Origin of the sequence: Streptomyces virginiae (assembly GCF_040638905.1) — a bacterium.
Lineage (GTDB): Bacteria > Actinomycetota > Actinomycetes > Streptomycetales > Streptomycetaceae > Streptomyces > Streptomyces virginiae_B.
The window spans coordinates 23,046-37,240 of sequence record NZ_JBEZYV010000032.1 but is presented as its reverse complement, the minus strand read 5'-3'; the positions used below and the strand labels follow the sequence as shown (position 1 = coordinate 37,240).

The following is a 14,195-nucleotide window of genomic DNA, read 5'->3' as shown; positions in this document are numbered from 1 at the left end:
CTCCCCCGTACGGTCCGGTCCGGCCCGGTCAGCGCTCCGGCTGGGTGATGGCGCGGGCCGCCGCGAGTTCCTGGTGGACGGGTGCCAGGACGCCCGACTCCTCGCCCTCCGGTTCGCCCTCGACCCGTACCGGGGTGGTGCTGCTGCGTACGCGGACGGCCAGGTCCCGCAGCTGCCGGGCGATCCCCGCCACCTCGTCGGCGGCCGGGGGCGGGGCGCCGTGGTTGACGCGGACCCGGGCGGCGGTGACCGCGTCCACGATCCGTTCGACGGCGACGACCAGCGGCCACCAGGCGGCGGCCCGGGTGCCGGTCGGCGGCGGCTCGGTCAGCGCCCGCTGGAACTCACTGCGGACGCCCGACAGGTCGCGGTAGAGCCGCCGCCGGGCCTGGAGGCGGCCGGTTCGCGCTGCCGCGAGCGCCGCGTCGTCCGCGGCCGGCGCGAAGGCCCGTTCCACGTAGCGGGCGGCGTCGTCCACGGTGTCGGCGAGCCGGTCCCCGATCCGGGTGTGCCAGCTCTCGGGCCACAGCAGGTAGCCGGCGATCAGGGTGATGGCGCAGCCGATCAGGCTGTCGAGCAGCCGGGGGCGGATCAGGTCGAAGCCCTGGTGGTTGAGCAGGTCCGAGAGCAGCAGGACCACCGGGGTGATCGCGGCGGTCTGGAAGGCGTACCCCTTGGCGGAGAAGACGGGGATCAGCGCGCCGAGAACCATCATCACCGGCACGTCCCACCAGCCGCGGGGTACCTCGGCGAGCACGGCGGCGGCGACGACCAGCCCGACCGCGGTGCCGAGCGCGCGCAGCAGGGCCCGGGAGAACACCGAGCCGAAGTCCGGTTTGAGGACGAAGGTGACGGTCAGCGCGACCCAGTAGGACCGCTCGATCTCGACCACCGACACGAGGGACTGGGCGAGGCCCACGCACAGCGCGAGCCGCAGCCCGTAGCGCCAGGAAGTCCCGGACATCATCATGTCGCGCACCGCCCGGCGGGCGCGCACGCGCAGCGCGGCGGGCCGGCCGAGGCGGTCGTCCACGTTGTACGTGTCCGGTTCGGCGAGGTGCACGACGGTCGCGGCGTGCCGCAGAGCCGCGTCGAGGGCCCGTTCGGCGGGGGTGCGGGCGGGAGGCAGGTCCAGTACGGGCGCCTCGGTGCGGCCCTCCTCGACGGCCGTCGCGAGCTCCCGTACGGCCGCGGGGATCTCGGGGGGCAGCGGCCGGCCGCGCAGGTGGGCCGCCGGCGCGGCCTCCACCAGCGGGATCACCACGTTGAGCTGGGCGAGCATGCGGACGAGCGACTGGCTGCGGCCGTGCACCCGGGCCCGGCGGCCCAGGATCAGGTCATAGGCCTGGTTGAGTTCCTGGGTGACCCGGCGGCGCTGTTCGTCGTAGAGGTCGCCGGGGCCGCCGGCGGCTTCCAGGGTGTCCGCCAGGGCCCGGTAGGTGGCGGCGACCGCCGCCCGTTCGGGCCGGCGGCCGCGCAGCGGCCATCCCAGCAGGGTCAGGGCGAGGACGAAGAGTCCGCCCGCGACCAGCAGCAGTGGGGCCGTCCACCAGGGTTGCGGCATCGGGAGCCCGGCGCCGACCACGGCGTTGAGCAGGAGCAGCAGTCCGGACACGGAGGCGACCGTGCCGATGGAGGAGATCATCCCGGAAACCAGGGCGATGAGGGTGAGCGCGCCGACGGCCACCCAGCCGTGGCCGTAGACGAGGGTGCCGAGGGCCACGCCGACGGCGCCGAAGAACTGCGGGACGGCGATGTTGAGGACGCGCATCCGGTAGGCGTCGGCGGTGTCGCCGATGACCCCGGAGAGGGCTCCCATGGAGGCGAGCGCGCCGTACTCGGGCTCGTTGAGTGCGAAGCCGACGGCGAGCGGGACGGACAGCGCGACCGCCGCTCGTGCTGCGGCGGCCCAGGGGACGGGAGCGGTGGTCGGCTTCAACCCTTCGAGCAGCCAGGCGGGCGGAGCCAGCGGGTGGTGCCGGGGGCGCCGCGACGATATGTGTTCGGTGCGTTCGGTGCTCATTCCCGCTTTCGTGCCGCCGCTCGCGAATCGGTTCTTCTGGGCTCTTCTGCGCCGTTCTGCGCGTGTTGTACCTTCCGAGCTTATGGGGTGTGGCGCAGCCGTCCCGTCACCCATGCCGCGAGAGCCGCCGCGAGCCCGATCAGCAGCACGACCCAGGCGGTGGTGCGCAGGAACGCGGTGAGGGCGTCGTACACCGCGCCGGCCGCGGCACGGTCGATGTCGGCGGGCAGATCGTCCAGCGTGAGGCGGCGGCACACCTCGACCGCGAGCCAGAGCAGTACGGCCCCCACCGCCAGTCCCAGGCCGGTGGCGATCACGGTGCGCCGCCGGCGGACGGCGACCGCGACGGCCGACACGGCCAGGAGCAGGGTCAGTACGGGCAGCCAGACGCCGGCGATCTGGAGCATGCGGAACCCCTTCCGGAGAGCGCCGAGGTTGTCGTACTCCATGACCTCCACGGACAGCCGGGTCACCGGGATGCGGTCCGCGAAGGGCACCTCGTCGGCGACCAGTTCGCTCTTGATCTGGGCGACGACGGGCGCGAGGTCGATGGTGACGGCGTTGCCGTGGCCGGTGGTGAGCGCGTCGCGGAAGGCGGCGTGGGCGGCGCGGTTGGCCGCGTCCCAGGCCGTCCGGTAGGCGGGGGTGTCGGCGAAGGAGTGCAGCGCCTCGCCGAGCAGGGCGTCCACTCCTTCCTGGAACGGGCCCGCGTCGATCTGCCCGGTGAGGGCGCGGGCGGTGTGGGTGACGACGACCTCCTGCACGGCCGGGTTCTCGGCGAGCGGCGACATGGCAGCGGTGTAGCGGTCGGCGTCGCCCAGATCGCGGTCGGCCCAGTACGCGACGGCGCTCGCGGGCACGAGGAGGGCCACGAGCACGATGAGTACCGCCGACAGGATGGTGCGCACGTCACCAGGGAAAGCGGGGACGGGCCGGGGCGCGAGCGGTGTTGCTGCGGGCGGGTGGTGGGCCCGGCGACGGCGTGGGATGCTTGCCTTCCTAATCCTGGATATCTAATATCCAGATTATGAAGATGAGCGAGGGCGTCGAGTGGGCGCTGCACAGTTGCGTCAACCTGGCCTGGAGCGGACCGGACCGGGCGGTGTCGGCGGCCCGGCTCGCCGCGTGGCACGACCTGCCCGCGGCCTACCTCAACAAGCAGCTCCAGGCGCTGGCCCGGGCGGGCATCCTCACCTCCAGCCCGGGTCCGCGCGGCGGCTTCCGGCTGGCCCGCCCGCTCGCCGCCGTCTCGCTCATGGACGTGGTCGCCGCCGTCGAGGGGCCCGAAGAGGCCTTCCGCTGCGCGGAGATCCGCAGGCGGGGACCCGGCGCGGGCGACCCGGCGTCCGAGGGCCCGAACGCCGCCGACTGCGCCATCGCGCACGCCATGACCCGGGCCGAAGTGGCCTGGCGCAAGGCACTCGCGGCCCAGAACCTCGACGAAATCCGGCAGCAGGCCGAACGGCAGGCCCCCGAGGCCCCGCAGCGGCTGCGCGCCTGGCTCGCCGCGCGGTAGCGCACGGCCACGCACAGAACGCACAGAACGTACGGAACGCGGAAAACCGCACGCAGACATCCGCACGCAGGAACCCGCACGGACACGGAAGCAGGGAGCTCGGCATGACGCGCAGCATCATCAACCCGGCAGGACTCCACACCCCGACCGACTACGGCTACAGCCACATCGTCTCCGCCCCCGGCGAACAGGTCTTCATAGCCGGGCAGTACGGCTCCGACGAGAGCGGCCGCGTCGTCTCCGACGACTTCGCCGACCAGGTGGAGCGCGCCTTCGCCAACCTTCGCACCGCCCTTGCCGCCGTCGGCCTCTGCCCCGCCGACGTGGTCCGGATCGGCACCTACGTCGTCGGTCACGACCAGCGGAAGCTGGAGGTTCTCCTGGGGCACCTGCGCGCCACCTGGGGCACCGAGCTTCCCGCGCAGACCCTCATCGGGGTGGCCGCCCTGGCCCTGCCCGGCATGCTCTTCGAGATCGACGCCGTCGCGGTGCGCACGCCCTGACCGCTGATCCACTTGCCGGCGGGTGGCGGCGGGTGTGCCCTGGATGATGGGAGAGAGGAGCCCGTCATGGCACATGCGGCACCCGCTGCCCCCCGGCGGCACCGGCAGATGGCGGACATGACCCACCTGGACAAGGGCGCCTACGTCAGGCCACTGCTCCTCGGACTCGTCTACGGCGTCTGGTGCGCCTTCATCGACCGCCAGGAAGGCCCGGTGACCGTGGCCAACGTCTTCTACGGGATCCTGTGCGGCGTGGTCTTCGCCGGGATCATGTTCGCCCTGGCCAGGATCGGCCCGCGGATGATGCGCGAGGTCCACGCCGCCGCCTACGGGGCCTTCGGCGGCATCGCGGTGGGCTACCTGCACAGCCTGACCGACGAGTCGATCCTGACGTCCGCCGTGATCGGCCTGGCGGTCGCCGTGGGCGTCGGCGCCATCGCCTTCTACCGCTACTACACGCACGAGGACTGAGCGGGTCCGCACGGCCGGACGCTCAGGGGCGCCGGCTCCTCCCCCGTGGTCGGGGCGGGGGAGCCGGCGCCCCTCCATGTCTGCCGCCGGGGCCTACGCGGCCGACTCGCCGGCAGTGCTCCGCGCGCCGAGCGGCGACGCGGCCGCGGCCGCGGTCTGCTGCGGATCACCCTCGTCGTCGACCGCCGGTGCCGGGGTCTTCGGCGGAGCGATCGGCTCGGTCTGGCGCACGGGTGGCGCGAAGCGTGAGACCTCGGCGCGGAGCATGGCGTTCAGTGCGGCGTACGGGTCGATGGGCATGGCGGAACCTCACGGTGCTCAGGGGGTGTGGGGGGATGCGCTGGGGACTCGGTCCGCTCAGCAGCGCAGGACCACACTCCGCACCGTCCGCAGGGACAGGGCCGGTTCGGCCGCCGCTCCCGCGCGGGGCCCGCACCCCGGGGCATCGCCCTGTTTCACGTGAAACATCCCGAGCGGCGTCCGCTGTACGCCGGTGAGCCCGCGCGCGGCTGTCCGTACGGCCGCGCGTGCCTCGGGGTCGGCGGCCGGGTCGGAGGAGCCCTCCGTGGGCTCGGTGGGCTCGGCGGGAGCCGCGGGCTCCACGGGGGCCGAGGAGGCCGGGCGGTGCTCCGCGGCGGCCGCACCGGCCGGACCGGCACCGAACACGCACAGCAGCACGACGCAGGTCGCGGTGAGCGCCCTCGTCAGGACCGCGCGTCCGTGTCGCCTCCAGGTCATGCGAGGGGTCTGCCCCGCCACGCCGGACGACTCCCGGACGGACCTCCAGAAGCCCCCGACCGGGGTACGAAGACACACCACACGGCTGACAGGCCGCCAGGCGTCAACTGCTGCTGCGGTGGCCGGTCAGCCGGGCCAGCACGGCGGCCTCGCCGCCGATCACTCGCAGTTGGGGCCGGCCGGGCAGTTCCTCGCGCCCGGACGCCCTGCCGGGTGAGACCTCCACGACGGTGAACACGGCCGTACGGTGGTCCGCGCGCGGGATCTCGATGGTCCGGCCCCGGCGCAACTCCCCCAGCCCCAGCCCGGTTCCGGTGACCACGGCGGTTCCTGCCGCGCCGGGCGCCGGACCTCCGGAGTCCCAGGAGGCCGCCTCACCCTCGCCGCCGAATGGCACGTCGACGCCCAGGCTCGGGATGCGCAACCGCAGCGGCCGGGCGGCCCGCAGCGGTCCTGAGACCGTCCTCAATGGACCGGCTGCGATCCGGCGCGGCCGCGTCACCTCGTCGGGGTCGTTCTCGCCGGACTGCTCCAGCTCCCGTACGAGGCGGCGGTGGCCCGACAGCCCCAGCGCCCGTGAGGGCAGCGCGTCGTCGGTGGTCGCGGCTGCGGGCGGGGCGGCACCCTCGGTCCGCTGCAACACCACGACGGTGGTGGACAGCAGAGCCACCGTCCCAGCGGTAACGACCCACTTGGCGCGGGGCATGGAATTCCCTCCTGTCCGGCTCGTGCGGCCGGGTCATGTGAGCAGTGGACACTTCCTCTGCCCATCGGCACACCGTGAAACACGAGGGACTGACATGGAGTCACGGGCGTGTCTTCGCACGATCGGGGAGTCTTCGCAGCTGGCGCCGGTCCGGGGCGCCGGCCGCCAGGTCCGGCGCGGATACGCCCGAACGGGTGAGGGGCCTGCGGCGCTCCGCGGCCCCGGCCCGCGGGGTCACATGACGACGGCCGCCGTGCCCGCCCCCATGGCCACGGCGGCCAGGTGTACGGCCGGGTGGCCGTAGTCGCCGTACCAGAGGTGGCGGACCAGTCCGCCGAGCGCGGCCAGGGCGGCGATGATGCCGATCTGGCCGAACAGCGTGACGGCGCAACAGGGGGCCAGGAGCAGCAGGAAGGAATTCAGCCAGAAGGGTGCGGCACCCGTCCAGCCCCGCCATTCCCTGATCGCCGTCGCCATGGACTATCGGCCCTTTCATCGTCAACTCGTCGGCTGCACAGCCTCCTTGGGTGTGCGGATCGGCACAAGGGCCCGGTCGGCTAGAAAACCGAAGGCCAGGCCGAAAGTCGTCCACAGCGTGGTCTGGGTGGCCAGGGACGCCAGGCGGAAGTCCCAGATGAGCGCGGCCGGGAAGTCCGCCGGCACCTCGTTTACGGCGGGCAGGACGGCGTAAGAGATCCCGATGGCCGCGACGAAGCCGCCCCCGGCGGCCGCCGACGCGTTCCAGTTGCCGAGCTTCGGTGCGAGCCGGCGCCCGAGGATCACCGCGCCCGCCGCCATCAGCGCGCTCAGGACGATCATCAGGAGGTAGAGGGCGGTCCGCCGGGCGGCCGTGTCGGGATCGCCGACGGCCGGGGGATTGGCGGGGTACTTGAAGAAGGGCACCAGGGTCAGGGTGACCCACAGTCCCGCGGTGACCAGTGCCGCCGTGGCCCGCGGGCCGAAGCGGCCGATGCGGCCGAGCGCGAAGCAGTGGGCGAGCGCGGCGATGCCGCCGAGCGCGACCCCGTAGAGGACGACGCCGGTCCCGAGACCGGCCGTGGCCTGGAGGGCCCGGCTGACCGGGGCCTCCCCGCCGTGGTGGTGTCCGGCTCCGGCCTCTTCGATGGCGATGGCCGCGTCCACCTCGGACTCACCGAGAAGGTACGCGACGAGGAAGGCTGTCAGGCCGGCCAGCAGGCCGGCGAGCATGCCCCGGACGAGCAGGGTGCGGGGGGATGCGGAGTTCATGGTTCGGTTCCCTTGCCGAGACGGAGGTCGGTGAGCAGGGGAAGCGGATCAGTGGCAGGGGAACCCGAGCAGGTGGCGCCCGTCGTGCAGCCACTCGTGGACGGTCTCGCCCTCGAAGACGGCGGTGGCGCCCTGCTCGGCGCCGACGAAGTAGAGCAGGACCAGCATCAGGATGCCGACGAACACCGCCCAGGGGGCGAGCTCGGAGAGCGAGATGGGGGCGATGGCGGGGGCGTTCGTCGTGGGCACGGTGGAGTTGGCCATTGCAGAACCTCCAGAGGGAACACGCGTCCCGGTCAGTGGTGCGCTCGACGACGGTGGCGGGTCTGACTTGCCTCCCCCTCCGGGAGGTTTCACAGTGGCGCGACCGTGCCGGATTCTCACCGGTGCTTCCGCGTCCCGTCGTCATGGAGTCTCGTTCGTGACGGTACCGCGCTTAGGCTCCCCTTATGAAGAGTCAGTCGGTGCGCGTCCACCTCGTGCGCCCCCCACTGGACACTGCCGCCCGCCAGGGCCGCTTCGGTCACGCGCGGCCGTGCCCCGGGTACGGGGGCCTGCGCGGTCTGGACACGGGAGAGTGGGCCGGGCGCACCCTGGACGAGGTGGCGGCCGAGGCCCCGGAGGCCCTGCACGCCTGGCTGACGGACCCCGGCTACGCCCCGCCGGGCGGGGAGTCCGTGGACGCGCTGATCGCCCGCGTCGGGGCGGAACTGGCCGGCATGGCCCCGGGCACGCACCGGGCCGAGGTCGAGCAGGCCGTCGTACGGGCGGCCGTGGTGCACGCCCTGGAGCTCCCGGCGGCGACCTTCTGGCGCCTCGACGTACGGCCGGAGTCGGTGACCACCCTGACCGGGCGGGCCGGGCGCTGGAACCTCCTCGTGGGCCGGCCGCAGGACGCGCTGCCCGCGGCCTAGCGGGGAACGCCCGGCCGCGAGAACGGGCCCGGACCCCGCGACGCGGTCCGGGCCCGGCTCACGGCCGGTGCGCGCCGGTCACGCCACGATCCAGTCGGACGTCGCGATCACGGGCTGTACGCCGTCACGGTGGACGGTGCCTTCGATCAGGCCGTACATGCGGTCCGCCGCGAAGTAGACCTCGTTGTCGTTCTTGAGGCCGAAGGGCTCCAGGTCGACGAGGAAGTGGTGCTTGTTGGGGAGGTTGAGCCGTACCTCGTTGACCTTGGGGCAGTTGTCGAGCACGCGCTCGGCCATCTGGTTCAGGGTCTGCTGGAGCGAGTACGAGTACGTCTCCGCGAAGGCCTCCAACATGTGCTTGCGGACCTTCTTGTACGACTGGTCCCAGTCGTGGCCGGGGTCGTCGGCGGCCAGCGCCGAGTGCGCCCACCGCGCGGTGACCTTGGTCGCCAGGATGCGGTCGTACGCCTCCTTGAGCGTCGTGTACCTGTCCTTGATGTACCCGTGGAACTCGGAATTCGTCGAGTTCATCACCGTGAGGTCCTTCAGACCCGAGATGACCTGGAGGCCCGTCGTCTCGCTGTAGGTGACCTGCGCGGTGCGCACCTCCTGGCCCTTGAGGACGAAGGAGTGCTGCTCCTTGCGCGTGGGCACCGGGATGCGCTCCCAGGCGAATTCCTCGATGCGGATCTGGGCCTCGCGGATCGGCCGCTGCGAGGAGACGAAGTGCTTGGCGAGCAGGATGCCGAAGGCCTCCGGGGACTCGATGCCGTGCTCCTTGCCGAAGGCGTACACCGTGTTCTTGGTGGTGTCGGTCGGCAGGCAGTTGGCGTTGTCGCCCGTGAGGTGGACATCGCGGAACTCACCACGGAGTGCGACCGAGACGTTGAGGTCGCGGATCTCGTGCCAGGAGCCGTCGTTGCCCTTGCGGGTGACCTTCACGATGCGGTTCTCGGCCTTGCCGTACTGGTTCTGGGCCAGGACGTGCTTGCTCATGCTGTCTTCCTTCGGGTACTCGGGAACACGGAGTCCGTACTTCTGGATCCCGTACGCCCGGCGTCCAGCGGTCGTCCCCGCTCCCCGCCGTTCGGCCCCGAGGGGGCCGCCCCGGGACTGACGTGCATCCCGGTCCGTAGGTGCTTGGCCTGTTTTGCGTTCGTGGCCTGCACGGATTGCAGCATGTGTACGGCGGGTTGACCACCGCACGGATCCTCCGAACACCAGCACCAGCGGATTGGGCGACCCCACAGATTCCCAGGTCAGACGGTGTGCGCGTCGGCCACCGCCAGGGCCTCGTCCAGGATCTGCAGCCCCTTCGCCACGTCCTGCGGCGCGATGTTGCACGCCGGGGCGATGTGGATCCGGTTGCCCGCGACGAGCGGCCAGAGCCCGCCCTTCTTGCAGGCGGCCGCGAACTCCGCCATCGGCGCGTTGTCCGCCCCGGCGGCGTTGTACGGGACCAGCGGCTGGCGCGTCTCCCCGCTGCGGACGAGTTCGAGCGCCCAGAACGTGCCGAGGCCGCGGACCTCACCGACCGAGGGGTGGCGCTCGGCGAGCGCGCGCAGGCCGGGGCCGAGGAGTTCGGCGCCGGTGCGCGCGGACTGTTCGACGACGCCCTCCTCCTCCATGACGTTGATCGTGGCGACGGCGGCCGCGCAGGCCAGCACGTGCCCGGAGTACGTCAGCCCGCCCGGGTAGGGCCGGCGGGCGAAGGTCTCGGCGATGGCCGCCGAGATGGCCACGCCGCCGAGCGGCACGTAACCGCTGGTCACGCCCTTGGCGAAGCAGATCAGGTCGGGGGTGACGTCCCAGTGCTCGGAGGCGAACCACTTACCGGTGCGTCCGAAGCCGACCATGATCTCGTCGAGGACGAAGACGATGCCGTAGCGGTCGCAGAGCGCGCGCACCCCGGCCAGGTAGCCGTCGGGGTGCACGAGCACGCCGGGGGCGCCGCCGACGGTCTCCAGGATGATCGCGGCGATGGACTGCGGGCCCTCGAAGACGATGGTGTCCTCCAGGTGGCGCAGGGCCCGCTCGCACTCCTCGGCCTCCGTCGTCGCGTAGAAGGGCGAGCGGTAGGCGAAGGGCCCCCAGAAGTGCACGACGCCGGCGGTCGCGGAGTCGTTGCCGAAGCGGCGGGCGTCGCCGGTCAGGTTGATCGCGGCGGAGGTGGCGCCGTGGTACGACCGGTAGGCGGACAGCACCTTGGGGCGCCCGGTGTGCAGCCGGGCCATGCGGACGGCGTTCTCCACCGCCTCGGCGCCGGCGTTGGTGAAGAAGATCTTGTCGAGGTCGCCCGGGGTGCGCTCGGCGATCAGCCGGGCCGCCTCGGAACGCGCGTCGACGGCGAAGCCGGGCGCGACGGTGCACAGCTTGGCCGCCTGCTCCTGGATGGCCGCGGTGACCTTGGGGTGCTGATAGCCGATGTTGGTGTAGACGAGGGCGCTGGAGAAGTCGAGGTAGCGCTTGCCCTGGTAGTCCCAGAAGTACGAGCCCTCGGCGCCGGCCACGGCGAGCGGATCGATGAGCTCCTGCGCCGACCAGGAGTGGAAGACGTGCTTCCGGTCAGCGTCTTTCACGGTCGTGAGGGCGTCGGCTTCTGCGTTCATGAAACGAGCGTAGTCGTCCAGGATGTGGACACGGCGGGGGTCGCACCCCGCACCCCTCCTCCTGCGGGATCAGCCCTCCGAGGCGACCCGCGCGAGCTCACGTACGGCCTCCAGGGCATCGGCGGCGGACCCCGCGCACCGCTCGCGCTCCGCGGTCTCCGCGCCAGCGGGGCGAGCTCCACCAGCCGGACACCGTCGGGGAACGTGCCGATGAGCGAGGAGACGTGGGAGAGGTCGTCGTCGCGTCCGACAGAACTGGCCAGTGGGGTCCGCAGATTGGTGGGCTCGGCCGGGGCCGGCGGGACGTCATTGCGCCCAGATCCCGTCGATCAGCAGCTCGGAGGCGACCACGCGTCGGGTTCGAGCGCCAGCAGGATCAGCAGTGCCGCAGTCGGGTCCATGCGGCCATGGCGCGACGTGACCTTCGGATATTGCCATTTCGTTATGGCGGGGTGCCTGATAGGCCCGAAATGCGGCCAGTTGGTGATGATCTACTGGACGTCGCTTCGGCCTGGTGTGACCGATCAGGGTGAAGTGCACCCACTTTAGCGTCACTTTAGCGTGAGCCGCTTCGGGGACGCAATCGGCGGTGGGTGCATTCAAGCAAGTCGATACGACCCGGGGGAGAACATGTCTTTCGTTTCGAGTAAATCCGTCATGCGCGTGGCCGTGGCCGCGGCCGCGTTGGCGTCCTTCGCCCTGACGGCCCCGCAGGCCTCGGCCGTCGAGTCCGCGCCGGCGGCCGGCGGCGTCCGGATCTCCGCCGCGGCGGACGACGCCACGCGCGCCGTCGCGAAGGCCCAGCCGGCGGCGGCCGCCGCCACGGCGAATCTGTGCGGGGCAGGCTACGAGCTGACCTTCGCCGAGCAGCTCCCGGACTCCCGGCGCTTCGGCACGCTCTTCCTGTACCGCAAGGGCTCCTCGGCGTCCTGTGCCGTCTTCGACAACAACCTGGGCTCCGCCAAGTACATGAAGCTGAAGCTGTGCGAGACCAAGCCGCGTCCCGTGGGCACGCCGCGGGTCTGCAGCACGGACGAGGGCACCTTCAGCCAGTACGCGGGCCCGGTGCGCGTCAACGACGTCTGCGGCGAGGTCACGGCCATCCTGAAGCAGGACGGTGTAGCGATCATCGACCGCGTGCGCCTGGTGCCGCCCTGCAAGTAGCCGGCTGATCCGGGACGGCCTCCGCGCGGGTGCGCGGGGGCCGTCCGCGGTGTGCGGGCAGGGGTGGCGGCTACTTGTCGGAGTAGCTGAAGTCCCCGACGGTCCAGGCGCTGACGTTGTCGAGGGCGATCCGGTACATCCCGCCGGTCTCGGGGATGCCCACCGGGCCCTGGAGGATGCGCGCCACGTGGAAGTGCAGGTGCGAGGGCGGGCCGCCGGGCTGTCCGGCCGTGCCTTCGGGGGCGCTGAACACTTCGGCGAACGGGCCGAGCTGCTCGGAGTCCCGCAGGACCTCCGCCACCCGCTGGCGCCAGACGCGTTCGGGGGCGAGGCGGCCGGTGATGACGGCGCCGTTCACGACGACCGTCAGGGACATCTGATTGGTCTGTTCGGACTCGACCATGGTGGCGAGGTCGCGAAGCAGGTCGTCAGGGATCGACATGGGCAGGCACTCTAGCAAGTCGGCCCGGCCCCGGGCGGTGCTTCCGGCGCGGCGGCGGCCGATTCCCGACGTGCGGGGAAACGGGCCCGCGGCCCGCACGCAGGGGTGCTGGCCGCGGGCACGTTCGCTTTCGCGTCGACGCCGGCACCCGGGCCGGCGTCGACGGAGGCGTCAGCTTCAGGCGGGAACGATGTTCTCGGCCTGCGGGCCCTTCTGGCCCTGCGTGACGTCGAAGGTGACCTTCTGGCCTTCCTGGAGCTCACGGAAGCCGGACGTGGCGATGTTCGAGTAGTGGGCGAAGACGTCCGCGCCGCCGCCCTCCTGCTCGATGAAGCCGAAACCCTTTTCCGCGTTGAACCACTTCACGGTGCCGGATGCCATGCGCGTTCTCCTTTGGGGCAGTGCCCGGGCCGCACTGTGCGGACCCGGCGTCGACGAGATGATTGCCCCGACCGGAAATCTGAACCGGAAATGAAAAGTGCACCCACCGGAAAATCGGGTGAGAGCACTTGTAAGCTTTTTGGGGACCACAACCGCAACTGGCGTCACCGTAGCACAGGGGAAACGTCTCGGCCGGAAAGTCTTTCCGTTTCGGTATTGCCGCGTCGCGGTATCGGATATCTGTTCCTTTAATCTTATGAACGCCCTCGGCCCCTCAGGCGCCGATGCGGAGCAGCGCGAGCGTGATGTTGTCCGGACCCCCCGCGTCGATCGCGGCCCTCCACAGCTCGAACGCCGCCCTGCCGTCGTCGTGCACCCGCAGCAGCTCCTCGATCGCGCCGTCCGGCACCGGATCGGTCAGTCCGTCGCTGCACACCAGGTAGCGGTCGCCCTCGGCCAGCGGGAAGGTCTCGATGTGCGGGGTGATCGCGCTGTGCCCGCGGCTGCCGCCGAGCACCTGCGTGACGGCGGAGGTGGTGCGGTGCCCGGGCGCCGGGGGCGGGCTGTCGTCCACGCTCACCTGGTGCAGGCCGTCGCGCGCCGCGTGGAAGACCTTGCTGTCGCCGACGTTGAAGGCCAGCAGCGACTCGGCCAGGACGAGGGCGCCCGCGACCGTCGTCCCCATGGCGGTCAGGTCCGGCCGGCCGTCGGCGGCCGAGTACACCGCGTCGTTGCAGAGGTCCAGCGCGCCGGCGACGGCCTCCGCGCAGTCCAGGGAGGGGCCGAGCGCGGACAGCTGGCGCACCACGAGTTCACTGGCCACCTCCCCGGCCGGCTGCCCGCCGAGCCCGTCGGCGACCGCGACGACGAGCGGTCTGCCGAAGGGGAACACCAGCGTCTGGGGGTTCTGGGTCACCGTCCCGCACAGGGTCCACGGCCCGATGACGAGGCTGTCCTCGTTGTGCTCGCGGACCAGCCCGACATGGCTCAGGGCGGTCACAGCTATGTACGTCACTTCGACGTCCCGCCTCTCCGCAACGGCACCGGCAGACGCGTACCTCGCCACCATTGTCGCGCCGCTCCGGCATGCGCGGCGCGGCCTGCCGGAGCACGCTGGTCGTGGAGCTGCCTGTCCCCCGACGGCGGCCCGGTCAGGAAGGACTGCCGTTGATGTTCGCGAGGCTGAGCACCTACCAGGGATCACCCGTCCCCGCGGAGGGAGACCTGGGCGCGCATTCGGAGGAGATCGTCCGGCAGGTGCAGGACGCGCCCGGCTTCCGGGGCGTCTTCTACCTGGTCGACCGGGCCACCGGGGAGGCGAAGTCGCTGACCCTGTGGGAGGACGAGCGGAGCATGCGGGACAGCGAGGAACTCGCGAACCGGATCCGCGAGGAGACCGCACGGCGGGAGGGCCAGCAGGTCGTCACGGTCGAGCACTTCGAGGTGGGCTTCAGCCATCTGGGGCCGTAGGAGCAGCGCC

The 14,195-nt window shown here is 71.9% G+C and carries 19 protein-coding genes; 6 read left to right on the top strand and 13 right to left on the bottom strand.

The features are described from left to right. Positions 1-28 precede the first annotated feature (28 nt). Positions 29-2,023, bottom strand: coding sequence for an FUSC family protein (locus AB0F82_RS30830; protein WP_362633310.1), 1,995 nt, complete (start codon positions 2,021-2,023; stop codon positions 29-31). An 80-nt stretch (positions 2,024-2,103) separates the two neighbouring features. After that, positions 2,104-2,931 (bottom strand): hypothetical protein, encoded by an 828-nt coding sequence (locus tag AB0F82_RS30825; RefSeq protein ID WP_362633307.1) that lies wholly within the window; start codon positions 2,929-2,931, stop codon positions 2,104-2,106. Positions 2,932-3,056: 125 nt separating this feature from the next. Between AB0F82_RS30825 and AB0F82_RS30820 the strand changes: the two genes are divergently transcribed. The 3 genes from AB0F82_RS30820 (at position 3,057) to AB0F82_RS30810 (ending at position 4,513) form a co-directional block, all read left to right on the top strand. Continuing rightward, entirely contained in the window at positions 3,057-3,539 is a 483-nt protein-coding gene (locus AB0F82_RS30820) for an RrF2 family transcriptional regulator (RefSeq protein WP_362633382.1), read from the top strand. Positions 3,540-3,643: 104 nt separating this feature from the next. After that, positions 3,644-4,042, top strand: a complete 399-nt coding sequence (locus tag AB0F82_RS30815) for a RidA family protein (protein ID WP_362633304.1) — start codon at positions 3,644-3,646, stop codon at positions 4,040-4,042. Positions 4,043-4,108: 66 nt separating this feature from the next. Further along, a complete protein-coding gene (locus AB0F82_RS30810; RefSeq protein ID WP_362633301.1) occupies positions 4,109-4,513 on the top strand; it encodes a hypothetical protein in 405 nt (134 codons plus the stop codon). Between the two features lie 93 nt (positions 4,514-4,606). Here the strand turns inward: AB0F82_RS30810 and AB0F82_RS30805 are convergent, their stop codons facing one another. The 6 genes from AB0F82_RS30805 to AB0F82_RS30780 all read right to left on the bottom strand — a co-directional run bounded on the left by AB0F82_RS30805 (position 4,607) and on the right by AB0F82_RS30780 (position 7,469). Next, on the bottom strand, positions 4,607-4,813 hold the full coding sequence (locus tag AB0F82_RS30805) for a hypothetical protein (RefSeq protein ID WP_362633298.1): 207 nt from the start codon (positions 4,811-4,813) through the stop codon (positions 4,607-4,609). Positions 4,814-4,870: 57 nt separating this feature from the next. Beyond that, the gene (locus AB0F82_RS30800; RefSeq protein ID WP_362633295.1) at positions 4,871-5,251 is read right to left on the bottom strand and encodes a hypothetical protein; all 381 of its coding nucleotides are present in this window, start codon (positions 5,249-5,251) and stop codon (positions 4,871-4,873) included. Positions 5,252-5,354: 103 nt separating this feature from the next. Further along, positions 5,355-5,957 (bottom strand): class F sortase, encoded by a 603-nt coding sequence (locus tag AB0F82_RS30795; protein ID WP_362633292.1) that lies wholly within the window; start codon positions 5,955-5,957, stop codon positions 5,355-5,357. A gap of 234 nt (positions 5,958-6,191) precedes the next feature. Then, entirely contained in the window at positions 6,192-6,434 is a 243-nt protein-coding gene (locus tag AB0F82_RS30790; protein WP_362633290.1) for a hypothetical protein, read from the bottom strand. A 21-nt stretch (positions 6,435-6,455) separates the two neighbouring features. Beyond that, positions 6,456-7,205 (bottom strand): CbtA family protein, encoded by a 750-nt coding sequence (locus AB0F82_RS30785; protein WP_362633287.1) that lies wholly within the window; start codon positions 7,203-7,205, stop codon positions 6,456-6,458. A 48-nt stretch (positions 7,206-7,253) separates the two neighbouring features. Further along, positions 7,254-7,469, bottom strand: a complete 216-nt coding sequence (locus AB0F82_RS30780) for a CbtB domain-containing protein (RefSeq protein ID WP_362633283.1) — start codon at positions 7,467-7,469, stop codon at positions 7,254-7,256. A gap of 185 nt (positions 7,470-7,654) precedes the next feature. Here AB0F82_RS30780 and AB0F82_RS30775 point away from each other — a divergent pair, with 185 nt between their 5' ends. Continuing rightward, a complete protein-coding gene (locus tag AB0F82_RS30775) occupies positions 7,655-8,119 on the top strand; it encodes a histidine phosphatase family protein (RefSeq protein WP_362633280.1) in 465 nt (154 codons plus the stop codon). 78 nt (positions 8,120-8,197) lie between these two features. Here the strand turns inward: AB0F82_RS30775 and pucL are convergent, their stop codons facing one another. Further along, positions 8,198-9,115 carry a factor-independent urate hydroxylase gene (pucL, locus tag AB0F82_RS30770; RefSeq protein WP_362633278.1) on the bottom strand — a complete coding sequence of 306 codons (918 nt, stop codon included), beginning with the start codon at positions 9,113-9,115 and terminating at the stop codon, positions 8,198-8,200. A gap of 263 nt (positions 9,116-9,378) precedes the next feature. After that, positions 9,379-10,728: an aspartate aminotransferase family protein gene (locus tag AB0F82_RS30765; RefSeq protein WP_362633274.1), complete on the bottom strand. Its 1,350-nt coding sequence runs from the start codon at positions 10,726-10,728 to the stop codon at positions 9,379-9,381. 657 nt (positions 10,729-11,385) lie between these two features. On the opposite strand from AB0F82_RS30765, the gene AB0F82_RS30760 reads away from it, so the two are divergent. Continuing rightward, positions 11,386-11,892 carry a hypothetical protein gene (locus AB0F82_RS30760; RefSeq protein WP_356815888.1) on the top strand — a complete coding sequence of 169 codons (507 nt, stop codon included), beginning with the start codon at positions 11,386-11,388 and terminating at the stop codon, positions 11,890-11,892. 70 nt (positions 11,893-11,962) lie between these two features. Here AB0F82_RS30760 and AB0F82_RS30755 read toward each other — a convergent pair whose 3' ends face one another. The 3 genes from AB0F82_RS30755 to AB0F82_RS30745 all read right to left on the bottom strand — a co-directional run bounded on the left by AB0F82_RS30755 (position 11,963) and on the right by AB0F82_RS30745 (position 13,730). After that, on the bottom strand, positions 11,963-12,334 hold the full coding sequence (locus AB0F82_RS30755; RefSeq protein ID WP_362633270.1) for a hypothetical protein: 372 nt from the start codon (positions 12,332-12,334) through the stop codon (positions 11,963-11,965). A gap of 177 nt (positions 12,335-12,511) precedes the next feature. Further along, on the bottom strand, positions 12,512-12,715 hold the full coding sequence (locus AB0F82_RS30750) for a cold-shock protein (RefSeq protein WP_030030412.1): 204 nt from the start codon (positions 12,713-12,715) through the stop codon (positions 12,512-12,514). 274 nt (positions 12,716-12,989) lie between these two features. Then, positions 12,990-13,730, bottom strand: coding sequence for a PP2C family protein-serine/threonine phosphatase (locus AB0F82_RS30745; RefSeq protein WP_356815941.1), 741 nt, complete (start codon positions 13,728-13,730; stop codon positions 12,990-12,992). Between the two features lie 155 nt (positions 13,731-13,885). Between AB0F82_RS30745 and AB0F82_RS30740 the strand changes: the two genes are divergently transcribed. Further along, on the top strand, positions 13,886-14,185 hold the full coding sequence (locus tag AB0F82_RS30740) for a hypothetical protein (protein WP_356815940.1): 300 nt from the start codon (positions 13,886-13,888) through the stop codon (positions 14,183-14,185). Positions 14,186-14,195 lie beyond the last annotated feature (10 nt).